A 20692-nucleotide genomic window follows, 5' to 3' on the forward strand; every position below is an offset into this window, starting at 1 on the left:
GATTATCGGATTGCGGACTGCTGTGGGCGGGAAATATCCGCCGGCGTTTCTGCCGGCTCGGAGAAAAGCTTCTTGATCGAACGGGCGGCCTGGCGAATGCGCTGCTCGTTTTCGACCAGTGCGATGCGAATGAAGCCTTCGCCGTATTCGCCGAAGCCGACACCGGGAGAGACGGCGACATCCGCCTTCTCGATCAGCATCTTGGCGAACTCGACGGAGCCCATGTGGCGATACCGCTCCGGTACAGGCGCCCAGGCAAACATCGTTGCGGGCGGCGGCGGCACGGGAAACCCTGCTTTTGCGAAGCTATCAACGAGTACGTCGCGGCGACTCTTATACATGGCGCGGATTTCGTCGACGCAATCCTGCGGGCCGTTGAGTGCTGCTGCGGCGGCGACCTGGATCGGCGTGAAGGCACCATAGTCGAGATAGGATTTCACGCGCGCAAGCGCACCAATCAACCTTTCGTTGCCGACAGCAAAGCCCATGCGCCAGCCCGGCATGTTGTAGGTCTTCGACAGCGACGTGAACTCAACAGTGATGTCCTTCGCGCCGGGAACCTGCAGCACGGAGGGCGGCGGGTTGTCATCGTAATAAAGCTCGGCATAGGCGATGTCGGACAGAATGATGATGTCGAGCTTCTTCGCCAGCGCCACGGCTTCCTTGTAGAAGTCGAGGCTGACCGTCATGGCCGTCGGGTTCGACGGATACGACATGACGACGGCGAGCGGCTTCGGAATCGAGTGCTTTACTGCGTGCTCCATCGCGCGCAGGAAATCCTCGCCGTTCGATGCCGGCAGATGGCGGATAGCGGCGCCCGCGATGATGAAACCGAACGAGTGGATCGGATAGGTCGGGTTCGGCACGAGCACGATGTCGCCCGGTGCAGCAATCGCCTGGGCAATGTTGGCGAAGCCTTCCTTCGAGCCGAGCGTTGCAACGATCTCGGTCTCGGGGTCGAGCTTCACGCCGAAGCGGCGCTCGTAATAAGCAGCTTGAGCCTTGCGCAGCCCCGGAATGCCCTTCGAGGCCGAATAGCGATGCGTCCGTGGCTTGTTGATCGTCTCAATGAGCTTATCGACGATATGCTTCGGCGTCGGCATATCGGGATTGCCCATGCCGAGGTCGATAATATCCGCGCCGCGCGCTCGGGCAGCCGCCTTCAAACGGTTGACTTCCGCGAAAACGTACGGTGGCAGGCGCTTGATGCGGTGAAACTCTTCGCTCAAAGATCTTTATCCCTCGGCACCGCAGCAAATCGCGGCGAAATTCTTATGGCGGCTGCGAAGCTGATCAACGGTCGTTTAACCAAAGCCCAGGCTCGCGATAATGCTTGGCCGCACGCCTCTTTACGCTCGCGGCCCATGGTCCGTCCAGTACCGCGGCGCGAGGTAGCACCGAACGGGGCGAAAGGGCACGGTTTCGCATTATTTTCGCACTGCGGGAGCAAACGTGACGCGGTCATGATGGCGCCATCACCACCTACCTACTGCGAAGGGCCAACATGACCGATTCGCACTTGCTTCGACTCCCCTCTTAACGGCACTGTCGTCGAGGGTTTTGGCGAACTCGCGTACCGTGCCAACGGATAAAAAACCTTAGAAAGCTTCTTAAGCCGCCATGCCGCAAGATAGCCACGAATTGCCGCCGCTTTTCTCGGCCTACCGCATCCCGGATCCCGAGGCGTTTGCTACAAACCTGTTGAAAGCGTTCGAGCAGGGCAGCACGGCGCTTGCTCAGCTTGCGGAGCGTCCCGACGCCAAGATGGGTCCCTATTCGCCCGCGAGCGAGTTTTCGGCCGCGACCGAGACATTGACCGCGTTGGTCCGGAAATGGCTGTCCGACCCAGTTAAGCTGTCCGAGGCACAGGCCGAGTTCTTCCGGCAGTTCGCGGCTCTCTGGAACAACGTCCTGACCCGTATGCTGAACAAGGACGTGCCGCCGCTCATTGCACCGGCTGCCGGGGATCACAGGTTCAAGGACCCGGAGTGGGATCACAACCCGTTCTTCGATTTCTGCAAACAGGCTTATCTTCTGGCGTGCAAATGGGCCGAGGATCAGTTGGCCTCGACGCCAGACCTCGACGCGGTCGAACGGCATCGCGCCGAGTTCTATCTGAAACAGCTCACCAGCGCCTATTCGCCGACGAACTTCCCAGTGACGAACCCGGAGGTCTTGCGCGAGACGCTGGCGTCAAACGCCGAGAACCTGCTGAAGGGCGCCAATCTGCTGGCGGAGGATATGAAGCGTTCCGGCGATCTGATGAAGATCAGTCAGACCGACGCGAACGCCTTCGAGCTTGGCCGCAATCTAGCGACGACGGGCGGCAAGGTCGTTTTCCAGAACGAATTGCTGCAGCTCATTCAATACAGTCCGACGACGGAGAAAGTCCGCGAGCGGCCGCTGATCATGATCCCGCCGTGGATCAACAAATACTACATCCTCGACCTGACGGCTTCGAAGAGCCTGATCAAGTATGTCGTCGACCAGGGTTTCACCGTTTTCATCGTCTCGTGGGTCAATCCGGACGAAAAGCTCGCCGACAAGACCTTCGAGGACTACGTGCTGGAAGGCATCCTCGAAGCGGTGCGGGCCGTACAGAAGGAAACGGGGCTCGATAAGATCAACGTGCTCGGCTACTGCGTCGGCGGAACGGCGCTCGCGACCGGCCTCGCCTATCTCGCCCAGCGCGGCGAAGAGCCGTTCCAATGCTGCACGTTGCTGACGACACAAGTCGACTTTTCGCTCGCCGGCGATCTGTTGCTGTTCACCGACAACATGCAGCTCGAAAGTCTCGACGCGCTGATGTCGGAGCGCGGCTTCCTCGACGGGTCGCGCATGGCGAACGTCTTCAATATGATGCGGCCGCGCGACCTCATCTGGCCGTATGTCGTCAACAATTACCTGCTCGGAAAGAAGCCGTTCCCGTTCGACCTGCTCTACTGGAACCAGGATTCGACGCGCATGGCGGCGGCCAATCACAAGTTCTATCTGCGCGAGTTCTATAACGAGAACCGGCTGGCACGAGGCGACATGACGCTCGGTGGCGTTCATCTCGACCTGAAGAAAATTACGCTGCCGATCTTCTCGGTGGCGACGCGTGAGGATCACATCGCGCCAGCGCCGTCGGTATTCCGCGGTATTCAGATGTTCGGCGGCCCGGTCGAGTTCGTGCTTGCCGGATCAGGACACATCGCGGGCGTGGTCAATCCGCCGAACAAGGTCAAGTATCAGTATTGGACCGACGGCACGGCAATGACGAACATCGCCGATTGGCAGGCGTCCGCCGTCGAGCATCCAGGCTCGTGGTGGCCGTACTGGATCGAATGGCTGTCGCAGCAGTCGGGCGGTTGGGTGCCGGCGCGCGTTCCCGGCAGCACGCTCGGCGTGATCGAGGACGCCCCCGGCGCTTACGTCAAAGCGCATTGAAGAACGTCTGCGCCGCGCTGAGACGCGGCGCATGACTTCATGCCAATTCGAATTCGCCCTCGTAATCGACCGGCCAGAGAACCGTGAAATCCTCGCCATCGAGCGAGCGGAACGCGACGGCGTTGATATCGAGCTCGTCAGAAGCGTCTTCCACGATCGGCTCGATCTTCTCCCAGACCTTCGTTGCGTTCTTTGCCAGCAACACGAGATTGATCACGCCGTCACCGGGCTCGTGCCCGTCTACTTCGGCCGACGTCGAGTTACCGAGGGCTTCGATCAGGCGATCTTCCAGCGCGATGACCTTGTCGAGCGTATCGTCGTCGTCGCCCTGAAATTGAAGAACAAGCTGGTGGTTCATGGTCCCTTTCCCGTTGACGTCTAGACAGCAGCGAGCGCCTGTTCGAGATCGCCGATGATGTCCTCTATGTCTTCGATGCCGATCGATAATCTGACGACATCCGGCCCCGCCCCCGCAGCCCGTCTCTCATCGTCCCGGAGCTGCCGGTGCGTCGTCGATGCGGGATGGATGACAAGGCTTCGCGTGTCGCCAATGTTGGCGAGAAGGCTGAAGAGCTTCAAGCCCGAAACGAGCTTCACGCCCGCTTCATATCCGCCTTTGAGCCCGAACGTGAAGACGGCACCTGCACCTTTTGGACAAATCTTTTTCTGCAGCGCGTGGCAGGGGCTCGACGGCAGCCCGGCATAGCTAACCCAGGCGATTTTCGGCTGCCTTTCGAGCCATTCGGCGACAGCAAGCGCGTTGTCGGTCTGCCGTTGCATGCGGAGCGGCAGGGTCTCGGCACCCGTCAACAGCAGGAAGGCGTTAAACGGCGAGATTGCGGGCCCGAGGTCGCGCAACCCCAGAACGCGCGCCGCGATGGCAAACGCCATCGGCCCAAAGGCCTCGGCAATCTTCAGGCCGTTGTAGGAGGGGTTCGGATTGACCAGAGATTTGTAATGGTGGCGGCTTCCGAGCCAGTCGAAGGTGCCGCAATCGACGATGGCGCCGCCGATCGAGTTGCCGTGGCCGCCAATAAATTTAGTCAGGCTGTGTACGACGATGTCGGCGCCGAAATCCTTCGGGCGGCAGAGGTAGGGCGTCGCCAGCGTATTATCGACGATAAACGGTACGCCTGCGTCTTTCGCGACGGCTGCAATGGCCGGGAGGTCCACGACAACGCCGCCGGGGTTGGCGATGCTTTCGCAGAATATCGCACGCGTCTTCGGCGTGACGGCGCGGGCAAACGATTGCGGGTCTGTTGCATCCGCCCAGACGACGTTCCAATCGAACTTCTTGAACGAATGGTTGAACTGGTTGACCGAACCGCCGTAGAGCTGCCGCCCGGCAATGAACTCATCGCCCGGCTCAAGCAGCGTATGGAACGCCAGAAACTGCGCGGCATGACCGGAGGCAAGCGCCAGCGCGGCTGAGCCATCCTCCAGCGCCGCGAGGCGCCCTTCTAGCACCGCCTGAGTCGGGTTCGTTATGCGCGTATAGATGTTGCCGAACGCCTCCAGCCCGAAAAGGGCGGCGGCATGGTCGACGTCATTAAAGACGTAAGACGTCGTCTGATAAATCGGCGTGGCACGCGCGCCGGTCGTGGGATCGGGCGCTGCTCCGGCGTGCACGGCTGCCGTCGCGAACTTGACGTTCGATGATGTCGACATTGTTGGCGTTCCCCTGAAGCTTTTTGAGCCACAGGGAGCCGACGCGGAACCGGCCTGTCAACTGGCCGGCTCGTTATAAGTTTTCCTAGAGGTCGGCGGAGCGTCCGGCCATACCGCAGTGCCACTTCTGGATAACCCAGTTGGGGTGGTCACCAATCCACTTCGCCATCTCGATCTGACCGTTGGTCATGCACTGGCTGGCGCTGACGCTCTGACCTTCGAAATTCAGCGTGACGTCTTTGCAACGGCTCGGCTGGTCGATCAGGCAGACGGCGACGACGAGTTCGATCATGGGGCCTCCAGGTTTGAAGCGTTAATCGCTCGCGGGAGCGATTGCGGTGTGCCCTGGACGGTTCCTCTGATCGTTTTTTATTCGTTTTTGGACTGATCGAGCCAAGTATGCGGGAAATTTTCCCGTGCACAAGAACAAGGCTGTCGCACTTTCTGCCTAATCTGTGGTCAGGAATATTTGCCGCGGCTCCTGTTGCGGATTGGCCCTCATGTCGCCTTCAAAGCGTATCGAATTTGCCACGGTTTGGCCTTGCCACTCTCTTCCTCGCGGCAGATAAGCAGCGCGGATGCCACATCCGATTCGATTTTCACCAAAAGCGCGCATGGTCGTCTTGTGCGGATGGGGGTGTCGGGGCGATGTGATCGGGCGAGTCGCAGAGGCAAGTTTCTAAGGCGGCAGATCAGCATATGACTACTCAAAGTGTCGAGCGGGCCGAAGGCGCGGCGTGGGATGATGCGCGCGCATCCGGAACTCTTACCGTCGGTTGGTTTGTGCGCCGTTCGGCGCTCTGGATGGGCATCATGTTCGTTGCCCTTGTCCTGGCGTGCACCCTTTACGGCGTGGCGAGCCAAGTCGGCGCGGACGGCGCCCGCATCCCGAGAGCGCCCTCGCCGGAATTCAAGGTTTAGATTTCCGGTCATTACGGATAATCCGGATTTGGACTATCGGTGCAGCGCATTCGCCCCGGCGCCGAGGGAGGCCTGTCTGGAGCCGGCTGGTTCCTCCGCAATGGACCTTTGCTGCGCGATTGCGATGCGCCGCGGTATGCGAATTCCCGGCATGCAGGCACAGGGGCGTCCCATCTCGGGGCACCCACTTCAGGTTAAGTTGCCTACAAAACGCAGCGCCTTGCGCGCATGACTGGCACCCGCATTGTCGAAAAAGGCGTATTTTGCTCAGCTATGCTTCTACAATTTTGCCTGACATTCACTATTGATGCTGCGTAGTGATCTCCAGCACCTTGAATTTGGAGTCTTCATCCTCCTATCATCAGTAATCGCTGGAGCCCTGAGGGACGCGTCTGAATGACGGAGCAGCAAAAGAAGTTTCCAGAATTCTACGTGACGGCGCCGCAGCCGTGCCCCTACTTACCAGGCAAGCTCGAACGCAAGCTTTTCACGCACCTGACGCACGACAAGCCGCCTGAGCTTGTCGATCGCCTTTTGACCACCGGCTTCCGACGCAGCCAGAACATCGCCTACGTGCCTTATTGCGAAGGCTGCCAAGCCTGCGTCTCCGTTCGCGTGCTCGCCGACCAGTTCGAGCCCGACCGCTCGATGCGACGGGCATGGAAAAGGAATTCGCGTCTCGTCGCCCAGCGTACGGCACCGACGCCGACCATGGAGCAGTTCCGGCTGTTTCGCGCCTACATCGACGCGCGCCATAGCGACGGCGGCATGGCCGACATGACGATGCTCGACTATCGCATGATGGTCGAAGATACGGTCATCGAGACGTTCCTTACCGAATATCGCGAAAAGCCCGAGGGGGCCGAAGATCTCGACTTCGATACCTGGCCGCTCAAAGCAGTTGCGCTGTGCGACCGGCTGAGCGACGGCATTTCGATGGTCTACAGCTTCTATGATCCTGACGATGTCGATGCGGGCCTTGGAACGTACATGATCCTCGAACACCTTGCCTTTGCGCGCCGGATCGGACTGCCCTACGTCTATCTCGGCTATTGGATCGAGGGTTCGCGGAAGATGGCGTACAAGACACGCTTCAAGCCGCAGGAACGTCTTGGCCCCGACCGCTGGGAACGCGCGCCTGACGACGAAGACATTCCGCGGTAATTGCGCCTGCCACACCTCGGATGCCGATGGAGCGTGTCCTGAGCTTTATGCCGAGGGATGACAGATAAGTACCGAACTCGATCAATTCGCGAGTTCGGCATCGAGCTTCTGGAACATGTAGGCCCACTTCGCCGATAGCGTATCGATGAGCTTTTTCATGTGCTCGCGCAAATCCTGCATGCGTGCGCAATCGGGCGTGTCGGCCTCGGCCCCCTGCTGGCCCATCATGGCGATCTCGGACAGCAATTCGTTGGTCGTCTGGTCATAGATGACGGTTTTATCGTCTCTTACGAACGGCTTTGCCTTTTCCATGAACTCGTCATGGCTCCAGTGCCGCTTGTCTTTCAGCGCGCGCAGTTTTTCCTGGAAGGGCGGGCGGTTCTTCAAATTAAGGTCGCGCAGGCTTCCGGCCGCCTCTTCGACGACCGCTTCAAAGTCTTCCTTCGAGCAACCCGTCGTCGCCTCCACGGCGCATGCGGCCGACCCGGCACACGCTATCGCCAGCAACGAGACCCCGGCCCTGGAAGCCGTCCGTTTCAGATACCCACCCATAGCCGGCAGTCGTAGCTTCGCGCAGCGAATGCCACAAGGTCCGGCAGTCAACAGGTGTGACTAAAATCGGGGACCGAACGAATTTGACCGCGGGAAGCCCTTGGGCGCCACCTTGCCTGCTTGGGCGCGCTCCCCGACCCATTCCTTCAGTTCGCTCCACGACAGCGAAAATTCGCGGCCGGCGCTGTCGAGCCAGGTCAGGCCGTTGGACTTTTTGAACACGCGCGCATCCGACAGCGCGCCGTCCTTGATCCGCTGCAGGATGACGCCCTTGCCGCGGGTCATTTCGTTGACCTCGTCGAGCTTGAAAACGAGCATCTTGCGGTTCTCGCCGATGGTCGCGACGTAGTCGCCATCAACCGGCACGCAAACTCGGGCTTCCTCGGGTTCGCTGACGTTCAGGACCTGCTTGCCCTTGCGCGTCGCGGCGATGACTTCGGCTTCCGGCACGATGAAGCCGTAAGCGCCGGTCGAGGCGACGAGCAGCTTGCGCGACGGATCGTGGACGAACAGCTCGGCGATATCGTGGTTTTCTTCAAGATCGATCATAAGGCGGAGTGGCTCGCCGTGACCGCGCCCGCCCGGCAGCGAACCCGCTTCGAGCGTGAAGAATTTACCGTTCGTTGCGAAGAGCACGAGCTTGTCGGTCGTGAACGCCTTCAAGGCGCGTTTCAGGCCGTCGCCCTGCTTGAATTCGAGCTTCGACAGGTCGTCCTGGTGGCCCTTCAGCGCGCGCACCCAGCCCTTCTCAGACATGATGACGGTGATCGGCTCTTTCTCGACGAGCGCCGCATCGAGATCGATGTCGATGTCGGGCATGTCGGCGAATGACGAGCGGCGGCGGCCGAGCGGCGTCTTCTTGGAATACTTTTCGCGCGTTTCCTTGACCTCTTCGGAGACGCGCTCCCATTGCAGTTCTTCCGACTTCAGAAGCTGCTTCAATTCGCGGCGTTCTTTCGAAAGCTTGTCGTGCTCAGCCTTGATCTCGACTTCTTCGAGCCTCGACAGCGAGCGCAAGCGCAGGTTCAGGATCGCTTCGGCTTGGACGTCGCTCAAGTTGAATTTCGACATCAACTTGGCTTTGGGATCGTCCTCGCGGCGGATGATCCGGATCACCTCGTCGATGTTGAGGTAGGCGATCAGGTAGCCGTCGAGCACTTCAAGACGATGCTCGATCTTTTTCAGGCGGTACGTCGAACGGCGAACCAGAACCTCGATGCGATGCTCCAGCCACTGCCAGAGCACGTCGCGCAGATCGAGCACATTCGGGATCTGGCCACCCGACAGCACGTTCATGTTGAGGCTGACGCGCACTTCAAGCTCGGTCGCGCGGAACAGGCTTTCCATCAGCAGGATGGGATCGACCGTGCGGCTCTTGGGTTCGAGCACTAGGCGGATCTCTTCGGCGCTTTCGTCACGGACATCGCCTAAGAGCTGAAGCTTTTTCTCGCTCATCAGGTCGGCGATCTTTTCGATCAGCTTCGCCTTCTGCACGCCGTAGGGAATTTCGGTGACGACGATCTGATAGCCGCCGCGCCCAGTCTCTTCCTTGTCCCAGCGCGCGCGCAAGCGAAAGCCGCCGCGGCCAGTCTTATAGGCTTCGAGGATCTGGGCGCGCGGCTCGACGATCACGCCGCCGGTCGGAAAGTCAGGACCGGGAACCAACTCGACAAGTTTCTCGATCGTGGCGTTCGGATGCTTGATGAGATGCAGAAGCGCGGCACACAATTCGTCGACATTGTGCGGCGGGATGTTCGTCGCCATGCCGACCGCGATGCCGGACGATCCGTTCGCCAACAAATTGGGAAAAGCAGCCGGCAGCACGACCGGCTCTTCGACGCGGCCGTCGTAGTTGGGACGGAAGTCGACCGTCTCCTCGTCGATGCCTTCGAGGATCAACGCCGCAGTGTCGGTCATGCGCGCTTCGGTGTAACGCTCAGCAGCCGGATTATCGCCGTCGATATTGCCGAAGTTGCCCTGGCCATCGACCAGCGGATAGCGCACCGCGAAATCCTGCGCCAAACGCGCAAGAGCGTCGTAGATCGCCTGGTTGCCGTGCGGGTGATAGTCGCCCATCACCTCGCCCACGATCTTGGCGCATTTGATGAAGCCGCCCTCGGGATTGAGCCTAAGCTCGCGCATAGCATAAAGTATGCGCCGATGAACGGGCTTCAGGCCGTCGCGCACGTCGGGCAGCGCACGGTGCATGATGGTCGAAAGGGCGTAGGCCAGATAGCGCTCTTCGAGAGCAGTTCTGAGCTCGACGGGCTCAATGGGGCCATCGCCCGGAAGAATCGGTTTGTCACTCATGGCGCATCCCTCTACAGCGCTGCCGAGGCGCGCTCAAGCCTAGGGCAGCGCTGCGGACGGCAAGAGTTGCAGGGACGCGCCATTTGGGCGCAATGCGGCACAAGTCCCCGAGCCGAGCGGCGCGACACAAAATCCACAGTCCGTTGGGCTCCTTGATCGGACGGGATAGCATCCGCATGTGAGGGCCGCTATTCCTCTTAGAACCAGGGGATCAGATGGCCAGAATGGATGAACGATGGCGGCGCTCGTGCCAGACCTGCCTCAGGTTGAAAAACACATCGTCGAAATGACGAACGAAGTGCGTCGGGAAAAAAATCTGCCGGCGCTGAAGGTCAATGCCATGCTGGCCAAGGCCGCGCGCGCATTTGCGCAGAAGGTGGCAACGAGCGGCAAGTTTTCACACACCGCAGACGGCCGGACACCGGCCCAGCGCGCCGAGAGCGTCGGTTACAAACATTGCGATATCGCCGAAAACCTCGCGATGGACCAGAACATCGGCGGCTTCGATACTGGCGAGCTTGCGTTGCAAGCCATTGCTGGCTGGATGAACTCACCGCCGCATCGCGCCAACATTCTTCGCGCCAGCGTGTCCGAAATCGGCGTCGGCGTTGCGCGCGCTCCAGGCGCCAAGCCGAAGTTCATATCGGTCGAATTGTTCGGCCAGCCTGCTTCGAAAATCTTGACATTCCAGATCAAGAATTTCGCAATGGTGGAACTCAGCTATTCCTATGGAAGCAAGACCTATGACCTGAAGCCTGGAGTTTCTGTCGTTCACTCATCGTGCTCGCAACAGCAGCTCCTTATTACCAAGCCTGGCGGCGTCTTCTCGTCGGCAACGGAAATCGCGAAGGTAACGGCGGAAAACAAAAAACTTTACACACTCAAGCCGGATGCCTCGGGCGAGCCGAAGCTGGAAATTGTCGCCCGTTCAGCGGAACCATGAGCGGTCTGAAAATTAATCCGTGAAGAAACTTTTCCGGCCGCATCGCGTTACAACAAGATTCTGCTAAAAAACGAAAAAGGGAGGGATGCCTGTGCAAACCCGCCAACTTCTCATCTTCATTGCGCTTAGCCTGATCGCTGCGGGCGTCGTCATCGGCGCCGTGACGGCCTATCGGCATTCACACACGGAAGTGCTTGTCGATACGCCGGCTGCGAAAGTCGAAACCAATAAGCCGGGCGGCGAGACAACGATCGATGCGCCTTATACGCATATCGAAAAGGGCAATGAAGGCACGAAGATCGAAGCTCCCGGCGTAAAGATCGAAGTGCCACCTAAGCAGCCGCAGAATTGATCTCCAGATCGAGCTGTGGTGCTCCGGGCAGTCACGCGTAACTGTCCCGAGCATCCGCTTTTCATCTGCGCAATGGCTCCTCGGCATGACGCCGAGGAGGCCGGCTGCGATCAGCCAATGGTTCTAAGAATGCCACCTTCAACGCGGAGCGCTGCACCATTGGTGGCGGAGGCTTCTTTGGACGCCGCGTACACAACCATGTTGGCGACTTCTTCGACGCTCGCGAACCGCTGAACAAGCGATGTTGGGCGGTGTTCTTTCACGAACGTTGCAGCCATCTCGTCCGTGCTCTTGCCTGCAGCTTCGGCCATCGACTTCAAGAAGTCATCGACACCTTCGGAGAGCGTCGGCCCCGGAAGGACGGAATTGACGGTGACGTTGGTTCCGGCCGTCAGTTGAGCGACGCCTTGGGCAATCGAGAGCTGCGCGGTCTTGGTAAACCCATAATGGATCATCTCGACGGGAATGTTCACCGCCGACTCCGACGAGATGAAGATCACGCGGCCCCAGTTACGCTCAAGCATACCCTTCAGGTAGCCGCGCGTCAGGCGCACGCCGGACATCACGTTCGTCTCGAAGAAGCGCATCCAATCTGCGTCAGGAATTTCGAAGAAGGGCTTCGGCTCGAAGATGCCGGCATTGTTGATCAGGATATCGACTGACGGCACCGCCTTGATCAAGGCATCGCAGCCCGCTGCGGTTGCGACGTCGGCAGCGACACCCGTAACAGCCGCGGCGTTGCATGCCTTGTGCACGGCGGCGATGCCCTTATCGACCGTCTCCTGCTTGCGGCCATTGATCACCACTTTGGCGCCGGCCTGAGCTAAGCTTTTCGCGATGGCCAGTCCGATACCGGCCGTCGAGCCAGTTACGAGGGCGGTCTTATCGGTCAAATCGATTTTCATGGGCCGGTTCCGGTTTGGAGGGTTTATGTACCTTAGATCGGATTTTCCGAACAATATGCAAGAGCAATGTTTTCGTCGCGTTCTCTTGGCCTGGATCAATGGCAAACGGAGCGCGCGGACCTAACTGCTACGTTGCGACGGCGGGAGAGTTCCGCTTGGTCGCAAACTCCCGCCGGCTCGGCTCCAACAGGTCGTCGCATGCGGTTCCAACAATTCGTACTGCTCCGGAAACCAAGCAGCAACATTCCGGCCGTCAGAACGAGCTACAGTCTGTGCGACGCGTCGCAGTTCTTCGTTTGCGGCACGGACGACGGGAGACCGCATGGCACTCGAAATCGAACGAAAATTTCTGATCCATGACGCCTCCTGGAGAGAGGCGGTGACGGGTTCTGAACGCATTCTGCAGGGCTATTTCGCGCGCACGCCGCTGCTCCGAGCCCGCATTCGCATCTACGGTGACAAGGGCTACATCACGCTCAAAAGCGAACCGGGCATGCTGGTCCGGCATGAATACGAATATGAGATTCCGAAAGCCGACGCTGTCGAGATGATCAAGCAGTTCAGCGTCGAGCCGATCATCAGCAAGATGCGCTACGATGTGCCCTATGGCGGCGTCGTATGGAGTGTCGACGTCTTCGAAGGCGCGAATAAAGGTCTGGTGCTCGCCGAAGCCGAACTCAAAAGTCCGGATCAGGCGCTGGCGTTGCCGCAGTGGGCCGGGCGCGAAGTGACCAACGACCGCCGCTACGGCAATTCCAACCTCGCGCGCTATCCGTTCATCACTTGGGACAAGAACGGCAATCCGCCGCCGGAGAAAGACGACGATGCATAGGCGCTACGATGCCTTTGGCCCCGCACACGTGGCATTGCGTCAATGCCAGCCATTATAAGGGTCCCAGCCATCGTCCTCGGCTTGCCGTTCTGACTGACGATTGATGATGTGCGGCGATTGCGGGTCCGCTTTCTGCGCAGCCGCGGAGGTCTTCACCGACGGCCGCTCAGCCGGCTTCGACCGCGACTTCTCTGAGGAAGCCACGCGACCGCTCAGCGAGCGCACGATCGTCACCTCGGTTCCCACATGCACAAGAGACGCCAGATGCAGAACGTTCGCGTTCATCATACGGAAGCAACCTGACGACATCGCCTTGCCGATCGACTTCGGCTCGTTGGTGCCGTGGATGCGATACAGCGTGTTACCGAGATAGATTGCCTTGGCGCCGAGCGGATTGCCGATGCCGCCGAGCATGCGTACAGGAAGTCCCGGCTGGCGCCGGCGCATTTCTGCGGGCGGATACCAATCCGGCCAATCGGCAATGCGGGACACTTTTTCCTTACCGGTCCAGGCAAAACCCTGACGGCCGACGCCGATCGAATAGGCGTAAGCCGTGCGCGTGTTGAGCACGTAGTAGAGTTTGCGCGCGCTGGTATCGATGACGATGGAGCCCGGCGCATAAGGCGCGTTGAAGGCCACCTTCGGCGGCGCCACAGGACGGATGTAAGGCCGCGATCCGCCGCTGACGCCCTGCGACCTGCTTAACCGCTCTTCTTCTTCGCGAGAGGGCGCTGCGTCCCACGCGCCATCATCGTCGCGATCGTATCCATATTTATCGTAGCCGTCGCTGCCGTAGACCCGCCGCCCCGGATAGGGCGCGTAATAGCCGCCGTCGCGGTTGCCGTTGTAGCGGGGATCGTAGCGGCGCGGGTCGCTGTCGGGATCGCCGTAGCGATTATCGGCGCGCGGGCCGTCTTGCTGATCGAAGTAGCGATCGTCATCCTGCGGTTCGTCGTAGCCATACTGGGAATAGCCCTGCACGGGTGCGCCGCGTGGGTCATTCCATTGTTGCCACTGCTGGGCTGAGGCCAGGGTCGACGAACCGGCTAACGCCGACACGCCGACGATCGACAGAATGATTGCTTTCATTGAATCCCGCGCATTCTTTGATTTACCCGTAGGGCAGTCATGGCTGAACAGATCGGAACGCCATTTCCGCCGTTCAACATGTGATGTCTGAAGTCGTCATCGGCGTGGCAAATCAATGGCATCGACGCATGGGCGGTATTTCAAATTGTAACGAAGAAACGCTCAATGTTGATAAAAGCCGATTTTCCTTGTCTGACGAAAGTTGATCCAGGTCAGCGCGAAGAGCGGGCCAACACATCCATTAATTCCGCCACCTTACGGCGCTGCTCAGCCGAGTTGCCGCTGGCGATCGCGTGCTCGACACAATGTGCAACGTGATCTTTCAGAACTTCCTCTTCGAGACGGCGAAGGGCGGCGCGAACGGCCGAGATCTGCGTGACGACGTCGATGCAATACCGGTCATCCTCGACCATCTTGGCGATGCCACGCACCTGACCTTCGATCCGGCTCAGGCGTTTCAAGCAAGCGGCTTTTGTCTGTTTCTGCATGCCTTGACGTATACCCTATGGGGGTATATCTGTCAAATGATACCCTAGGCGGGTATGAGGAATGGATCAAGGATGCGGAACGATGGCGGCAGGTAAACCGACCGACGGACACGATCACAGTGGCCAAAACGGGCATAGCTGCTGCTCGCATCAGGGCGCGAAAGACGACGCGGCTGCTCAGACGCACGATCACGCCCATCACGATCATTCGGGTCATAGTCACGGCGTGGCCGCGCACATGGCGAAGGATCCCGTGTGCGGCATGAGCGTCGATCCCGCTACGGCGAAGCACCGCGCTGAGCATGGGGGACAGACTTATTATTTCTGTTCCGCCGGATGCCGGACGAAGTTTCTCGCCGAGCCTGCGAAATATCTGAAACCCGCCGAAGCGCGCACTGAGAACGTCCCCGCCGGCACGATCTACACCTGCCCGATGCATCCGCAGATCCGCCAGGTCGGGCCGGGCTCATGTCCGATTTGCGGCATGGCGCTCGAACCCGAGATCGTATCGGCCGAGGCCAAGCCGAACCCCGAGCTTGAGGATATGACGCGACGACTGAAGATTGGCTTCGCGCTAGCGCTTCCGGTGTTCGTGCTCGAAATGGGCGGACACATCGTCGATCTGCACCACCTCATCAGCCCAACGGTTTCGAATTGGATACAGCTCGTGCTCGCCACGCCTGTCGTGCTGTGGGCGGGTTTTCCGTTCTTTGAGCGCGGCTGGAAATCGCTTCAGACGCGCAATCTCAATATGTTCACGCTGATCGCACTCGGTACCGGCGTGGCATGGCTCTATAGCATCGTTGCGACGCTGGCGCCGAGCTTGTTTCCGGAAAGCCTGCGCACCATGGATGGCGCGGCGCCGGTTTATTTCGAAGCGGCTGCGGTCATTACGGTGCTGGTTCTCGTCGGCCAAGTTCTTGAGCTTCGAGCGCGCGACCAGACGAGCAGCGCCATCCGATCGCTGCTCAATCTTGCTCCCAAGACGGCGCGGCGCATCAAGGCCGATAATTCCGAAGAAGAAGTGCAAGTCGAGACCATCGTCGTCGGCGATAAACTGCGCGTGCGTCCCGGTGAAAGCATACCGGTCGACAGCGAAGTCATCGATGGCAAAAGCAACGTCGATGAATCGATGGTGACCGGCGAATCCATGCCCGTCAGCAAAACGGCCGGTGCGAAGGTGATCGGCGGCACGATCAACGGCTCGGGCGCGCTCGTCATTCGCGCCGAAAAGGTCGGCCGCGATACGATGCTGGCGCGCATCGTCCAAATGGTGGCGGATGCACAGCGCAGCCGCGCGCCGATCCAGCGATTGGCCGATCAGGTTGCAAGCTGGTTCGTGCCGCTGGTCTTAGGCGTCGCAGTATTGGCGTTCATCGCGTGGATGGCGTTTGGTCCGGAGCCGCGGTTTTCATATGCTCTCATCGCAGCGGTCTCAGTGCTGATCATCGCGTGCCCCTGCGCGCTTGGTCTTGCAACGCCAATGTCGATCATGGTCGGCGTCGGACGCGGTGCACGCGCGGGCGTTCTGATCAAGAACGCCGAAGCTCTGGAGCGGATGGAAAAGATCGACACGCTCGTCGTCGACAAGACCGGCACGCTGACTGAAGGCAAGCCGAAGGTCACTGCGATCCGCACCACGTCCCGTGTTGACGAAGCCGAGCTTTTGAAGCTCGCGGCAAGTCTTGAACAGGCGAGTGAGCATCCGCTCGGCGCGGCCGTCGTCGCTGCCGCGCGCGAACGCAATATCGCGCTTTCGCCGGTCAGCGACTTTGCAGCACCGTCGGGCAAAGGCGTCAGCGGCACCATCGACGGCCGCGCAGTCGTTATCGGCAACAGGAAGATCATCGACGAAGCCGGCATCTCTACGTCGTCACTCGATGCAGATGCGGAAAAGCTGCGCGCCGACGGCGCGACGGCGGTCTACGTCGCGATCGATGGGCAGGCAGCGGGTATCATTGCGGTCGCCGATCCCATCAAGGCGACGACGGCATCGGCGCTCAAAAAACTCAAAGCCAGCGGTATTCATGTCGTCATGCTGACGGGCGACAATACCACGACGGCGAAGGCTGTCGCCGGCAAGCTCGGCATCGACGACGTCAAGGCGGATGTGCTGCCGGAAGACAAGGCGCGCATCGTCAACGAATACAAAGGTCGCGGCCACGCCGTTGCGATGGCGGGCGACGGCGTCAATGACGCCCCTGCTCTCGCCGCCGCCGACGTCGGCATCGCGATGGGAACGGGCACCGACGTCGCGATCGAAAGCGCGGGCGTTACGCTGCTCAAAGGCGATCTCGAAGGCATCGCGAAAGCGCGTCGGCTGTCCGAAGCCACGATGTCGAACATCCGGCAAAACCTGTTCTTCGCTTTCATCTATAACGCCGCGGGCGTACCGATTGCGGCAGGCGTGCTCTATCCGGTCTTTGGTTTGCTGCTATCGCCCGTCATCGCGGCTGCAGCGATGGCGATGTCGTCCGTCAGCGTGATCGGAAATGCGCTGCGTTTGCGGGCCGTGGATATAGATCAGGGATAGCAACTGACGGGTCGGGGGGATCGCGATGACGCTCAGTCTCGATGCGTTTCTGTTAGTGCTCGGGCGCGTCGGCTTATTGATCGCCGCGGCTTACGCTGTCTGATTATTCACACCTTACGTTGTTGCTTTGGCATCGAGCATCGCGGGCGCACTCTCGGGTTTCTTCAGTGACAAAATGAGCAGCGACGCGGCGAGGCACGCAATTCCCGCGGCAAAGAACGCCGGCAGATAGGTTGCGAACTCAGTGCGCGTCAACCCTGCGCCATATGCCGCCGTCGCTGCGCCGATCTGATGACCAGCGAAGATCCAGCCGAAGATGACATTGGTTTTTTCAGGCCCGAAATAGCGCGTCGTCAGCTTGACCGTGGGCGGCACGGTCGCGATCCAATCGAGGCCGTAGAACATCGCGAAAAGCGACAGACCGTAAAATGTGAAGTCGGTGTACGGCAGATAAAGCAGCGATAGCCCGCGCAGGCCGTAATACCAGAAGAGCAGCCAGCGGTTGTCGAAACGATCCGATAGCCAGCCCGAGCCGATGGTGCCGAAGAAATCGAAGACGCCCATCATCGCGAGCACGCTCGCCGCCGCGACGGATGCGAGGCCGTAATCGCCGCACAGCGCGATGAAATGCGTCTGGATCAGGCCGGTCGTGCTTACGCCACAGATGAAGAACGTGCCGAACAGCACCCAGAATGCTCCGCTTGTGGAGACCTCCTTCAGGACCAACAACGGCGTCAGCAACAGCGCAGCAAAATTCTCAGTGTGCGGCGGCGTGGGAACGATGTCCTTCGCGCCGTAAGGTGGCAGGCCGATATCGGCGGGGCGGTCGCGCATCAAGAGCCAGACGACGATGGCAGCAACGGCGATCACCGCACAGATGAACCCGACGGAGAGACGCCATCCGTAAAGCGCCGTAAGCTTGGCGAGCAGCGGTAGAAAGACCAGCTGGCCGGTTGCCGTGCTGGCAGACAGCATGCCCATCACCAGGCCGCGCCGCTCGGAGAACCAGCGTGTCGCGACCGTGGCGCCGAGCACCATCGCCGTCAGTCCCGTTCCAAATCCGACGCCGACGCCCCACAGCAGAACGAGTTGCCAGAGGCTGGTCATCTCCAACGACGCGGCGAGCACGGCGGCGACGATGACGAGCGCCGTCAGCACCATGCGGCGAATGCCGAAGCGGTTCATGAACGCGGCCGCGAATGGCCCCATCAACCCAAAAAGGATGAAACGGATGGCCAACGCCGATGAGATCTCCGACGTCTTCCAGCCGAATTCTTTTTCGAGCGGGACGATAAAAACGCCCGGCGCACCCACAGCGCCTGCCGTCACGAGCATGGTGAGGAATGCCGCGGCGGCAACGGCCCAGCCGTAGTGGATGTTTTTTCGCGCCATCGTTGCGGCGAGCGCCGAAGAGATCATGAAGGCCCCAAACCCGTATTCGCGTTTAACACATGCCGAGGTTTTTATATTATGTTCATAATAAAAATCCAGCGCGACGCCGCCGCGTGCCATAGCGGGCAACCCGGGAACAGGATTTCATTAAGGAAATCATTAACTTCAAACTGCGCAAATGCGCCTCCTTGCGGCCTCATGTATTGGCATTCTACCACTGCCAGGGACTGCGGGGATAAGTTGGCCGTCACCAGATTTGCATGACGGTCCTGAGGCGAAAGCAATCGACGATGACACGCCAGCGGCTTCTGTTTCTCGGACTGCTGATCTGGGCGCTCGCGATGATCCTGCCGGATTTCGCGCGCGTGGTTCGCCCGCTCGGATCGTTCGGTTTTTATGCCGACAGCGATGGACTGATCTATGACGTTGCCGGTCCGTTCAATGCCTTAGAGAACTCGCCCGCCTGGAAAGCCGGTGTGCGCGAGGGCGACCGGCTCGATTTTTCGAAAATGCGATGTATTCCATACGACCGCGACGTGTGTGCCGCGACGATCTCGGCAGTCGGCGGCAACGAATATGTCCTTCCTGGCGTACAGGCGACGTTCGAACTGCTGCCCAATGGCGCGGAACCGGCGCGTCAGGTGCACTTGACGGCGCTGCCCCGGCCCTCAAACTGGCTCGTGCGCTTCGTGCTGATGCTCGAGCAAATCGCCGGCATCGCGGTCATCCTCGGCGCCGGGTGGCTGGTGTGGACGAAGCCCGGCCCTATGAGCTGGGGCTTTTTCCTGTACGCCATCTGGTTCAATCCCGGCCAAGCCTACGAATTCTATGCCCACTTGCAGCGCTGGCCGATCGTGCTGATGGCGCAGAACGCTCTGGGTTGTATTGCTCAAGCTGCGGGATACGTCGGCCTGCTGATCTTCGTGATGCGAGCGCCAAACGATACGCTACAGCCGCCATGGGCGCGCGTTGATCGCGTGATGCCGTGGCTTGGCGCCGTCATCGCCGTGGCGCTCATGGCATCGTTCGGCAGCTCGTTCGGATTCCATACTGAATTGCTCAGCCGGATCACAATCTTGTTCGGCATCCTCGTCAGTGCGGCGGCCGTTGCGATCCTGCTGATGCGGCGGCAGACGCTGTCGCCCAAGGACAACCAGCGCCTGCGGTGGGTGATGTGGGGATGCCTGATCGGGCTTCCGGCGTTTGTCATCGCCGATCTCAACGAATACACGACGCTACTGACCGATTGGGACGGACTGTTTCTGCCGGAAGACGTTGCCGGGCTGCTTTATCTGACTAACGGCGTGCTTTGCCTGTTCGTAGTCGAAGCCGTGCGGCGGCAGCGCGTCGTCAACGTTGCGATACCGCTCAGGCGCGTGACCGTGCTTGCGCTCATTACGAGTTTGCCGGCTCTCCTCTTGCACGAGCAGGCCGAGCATCTGCATGAGCTTGTCGAGCTTCCGAGCTGGACGTGGCTTCTCGTCGGCGCGATCATTCTGTTTGTCATCGGACGGCTGCACGAATGGGCCGTCGAGCTCGCCGACGATTTTTTCAATCGCTCGCTCGATCGGGCTGGGGAGATTCTCGACGAAGCCATATTGGGGGCCAAGACCGGAGACGAGATCGACCGAATTTTATCCAACCGCGCCAGCAATATTCTCAGGCTGTCATCAGCGGTGACGTTCCGCCGGACCGAAAGCGGTTTTCGCCGCTACGAAAACGGCACAGGCTGGACCGGCGATATCTCGGATCTTCGCCTCAACGATGACAATCTCGGCGCGCTGCTGAAGGGCGAGCCGTGCGTCATCAACGAGGCGGTGGCAAAGGACGCGTCATTTCCTGGCGATCTCGATATGCCGATCCTGGCGATTCCGGCGACGAGCCGCGTGCATTGTTACGCCATCACGTTCTATGGCCCGCACGAGTCCGGCACGGCGATCGACGGCAACGAGCGACGGATGCTGCAGAACCTCGGGCGACACGCGGCCGACGCCTACGCCCGCATCGAGAACGACGAACTACGCAAAACCATCACGGATCTTAGATATCAAGTCGAGATGCGCGGCGCCCTGGCCTAGGGAGGGGCGCGCCTTCGCGCGCTCTTGTAACGTTGC

Annotated in this window: 18 protein-coding genes; 8 read left to right on the forward strand and 10 right to left on the reverse strand. The window is 60.1% G+C overall.

Annotated features, from left to right (window positions below; translation table 11 throughout):
* Positions 1-2: 2 nt before the first annotated feature.
* Entirely contained in the window at positions 3-1229 is a 1227-nt protein-coding gene (locus tag HYP802_RS0114605; protein ID WP_024276046.1) for an LL-diaminopimelate aminotransferase, read from the reverse strand.
* A gap of 391 nt (positions 1230-1620) precedes the next feature.
* Between HYP802_RS0114605 and phaC the strand changes: the two genes are divergently transcribed.
* Complete coding sequence (phaC, locus tag HYP802_RS0114610; protein WP_013948118.1) at positions 1621-3429, forward strand: class I poly(R)-hydroxyalkanoic acid synthase; 1809 nt, start codon at positions 1621-1623, stop codon at positions 3427-3429.
* A 37-nt stretch (positions 3430-3466) separates the two neighbouring features.
* Here the strand turns inward: phaC and HYP802_RS0114615 are convergent, their stop codons facing one another.
* From HYP802_RS0114615 to HYP802_RS0114625, 3 genes are all read right to left on the reverse strand, one after another.
* A complete protein-coding gene (locus HYP802_RS0114615) occupies positions 3467-3787 on the reverse strand; it encodes a hypothetical protein (protein WP_013948119.1) in 321 nt (106 codons plus the stop codon).
* Between the two features lie 20 nt (positions 3788-3807).
* Entirely contained in the window at positions 3808-5097 is a 1290-nt protein-coding gene (locus HYP802_RS0114620; RefSeq protein WP_013948120.1) for an O-acetylhomoserine aminocarboxypropyltransferase, read from the reverse strand.
* A gap of 85 nt (positions 5098-5182) precedes the next feature.
* On the reverse strand, positions 5183-5389 hold the full coding sequence (locus HYP802_RS0114625; RefSeq protein WP_013948122.1) for a hypothetical protein: 207 nt from the start codon (positions 5387-5389) through the stop codon (positions 5183-5185).
* Positions 5390-5796: 407 nt separating this feature from the next.
* On the opposite strand from HYP802_RS0114625, the gene HYP802_RS22430 reads away from it, so the two are divergent.
* Both HYP802_RS22430 and HYP802_RS0114640 read left to right on the forward strand, forming a co-directional pair.
* The gene (locus HYP802_RS22430) at positions 5797-6018 is read left to right on the forward strand and encodes a hypothetical protein (RefSeq protein WP_013948123.1); all 222 of its coding nucleotides are present in this window, start codon (positions 5797-5799) and stop codon (positions 6016-6018) included.
* A gap of 396 nt (positions 6019-6414) precedes the next feature.
* Entirely contained in the window at positions 6415-7182 is a 768-nt protein-coding gene (locus HYP802_RS0114640; RefSeq protein WP_013948124.1) for an arginyltransferase, read from the forward strand.
* An 81-nt stretch (positions 7183-7263) separates the two neighbouring features.
* Here the strand turns inward: HYP802_RS0114640 and HYP802_RS0114645 are convergent, their stop codons facing one another.
* Together HYP802_RS0114645 and parC are read right to left on the reverse strand one after the other, a co-directional pair.
* Positions 7264-7650 carry a hypothetical protein gene (locus HYP802_RS0114645; RefSeq protein WP_244421022.1) on the reverse strand — a complete coding sequence of 129 codons (387 nt, stop codon included), beginning with the start codon at positions 7648-7650 and terminating at the stop codon, positions 7264-7266.
* A 144-nt stretch (positions 7651-7794) separates the two neighbouring features.
* The gene (gene parC / locus HYP802_RS0114650) at positions 7795-10044 is read right to left on the reverse strand and encodes a DNA topoisomerase IV subunit A (protein ID WP_013948127.1); all 2250 of its coding nucleotides are present in this window, start codon (positions 10042-10044) and stop codon (positions 7795-7797) included.
* Positions 10045-10279: 235 nt separating this feature from the next.
* Here parC and HYP802_RS0114655 point away from each other — a divergent pair, with 235 nt between their 5' ends.
* Positions 10280-10987 carry a CAP domain-containing protein gene (locus tag HYP802_RS0114655; RefSeq protein WP_013948128.1) on the forward strand — a complete coding sequence of 236 codons (708 nt, stop codon included), beginning with the start codon at positions 10280-10282 and terminating at the stop codon, positions 10985-10987.
* Between the two features lie 91 nt (positions 10988-11078).
* On the forward strand, positions 11079-11339 hold the full coding sequence (locus tag HYP802_RS0114660; protein WP_013948129.1) for a hypothetical protein: 261 nt from the start codon (positions 11079-11081) through the stop codon (positions 11337-11339).
* A 110-nt stretch (positions 11340-11449) separates the two neighbouring features.
* On the opposite strand, the gene HYP802_RS0114665 is transcribed toward HYP802_RS0114660, so the two are convergent.
* Positions 11450-12244, reverse strand: coding sequence for an SDR family oxidoreductase (locus HYP802_RS0114665; RefSeq protein WP_013948130.1), 795 nt, complete (start codon positions 12242-12244; stop codon positions 11450-11452).
* 322 nt (positions 12245-12566) lie between these two features.
* Between HYP802_RS0114665 and HYP802_RS0114670 the strand changes: the two genes are divergently transcribed.
* On the forward strand, positions 12567-13076 hold the full coding sequence (locus HYP802_RS0114670; protein WP_013948131.1) for a CYTH domain-containing protein: 510 nt from the start codon (positions 12567-12569) through the stop codon (positions 13074-13076).
* A gap of 39 nt (positions 13077-13115) precedes the next feature.
* Here the strand turns inward: HYP802_RS0114670 and HYP802_RS0114675 are convergent, their stop codons facing one another.
* On the reverse strand, positions 13116-14165 hold the full coding sequence (locus HYP802_RS0114675; protein WP_013948132.1) for a L,D-transpeptidase: 1050 nt from the start codon (positions 14163-14165) through the stop codon (positions 13116-13118).
* A 212-nt stretch (positions 14166-14377) separates the two neighbouring features.
* Positions 14378-14653: a metal-sensitive transcriptional regulator gene (locus HYP802_RS0114685; protein ID WP_013948133.1), complete on the reverse strand. Its 276-nt coding sequence runs from the start codon at positions 14651-14653 to the stop codon at positions 14378-14380.
* A gap of 82 nt (positions 14654-14735) precedes the next feature.
* Here HYP802_RS0114685 and HYP802_RS0114690 point away from each other — a divergent pair, with 82 nt between their 5' ends.
* Entirely contained in the window at positions 14736-17186 is a 2451-nt protein-coding gene (locus tag HYP802_RS0114690; protein ID WP_029671016.1) for a heavy metal translocating P-type ATPase, read from the forward strand.
* Positions 17187-17300: 114 nt separating this feature from the next.
* On the opposite strand, the gene HYP802_RS0114695 is transcribed toward HYP802_RS0114690, so the two are convergent.
* On the reverse strand, positions 17301-18605 hold the full coding sequence (locus tag HYP802_RS0114695; protein ID WP_024276047.1) for an MFS transporter: 1305 nt from the start codon (positions 18603-18605) through the stop codon (positions 17301-17303).
* A gap of 263 nt (positions 18606-18868) precedes the next feature.
* Here HYP802_RS0114695 and HYP802_RS0114700 point away from each other — a divergent pair, with 263 nt between their 5' ends.
* On the forward strand, positions 18869-20656 hold the full coding sequence (locus tag HYP802_RS0114700; protein ID WP_013948139.1) for a hypothetical protein: 1788 nt from the start codon (positions 18869-18871) through the stop codon (positions 20654-20656).
* Positions 20657-20692 lie beyond the last annotated feature (36 nt).

The organism is Hyphomicrobium sp. 802 (assembly GCF_000526135.1).
GTDB lineage: Bacteria > Pseudomonadota > Alphaproteobacteria > Rhizobiales > Hyphomicrobiaceae > Hyphomicrobium_B.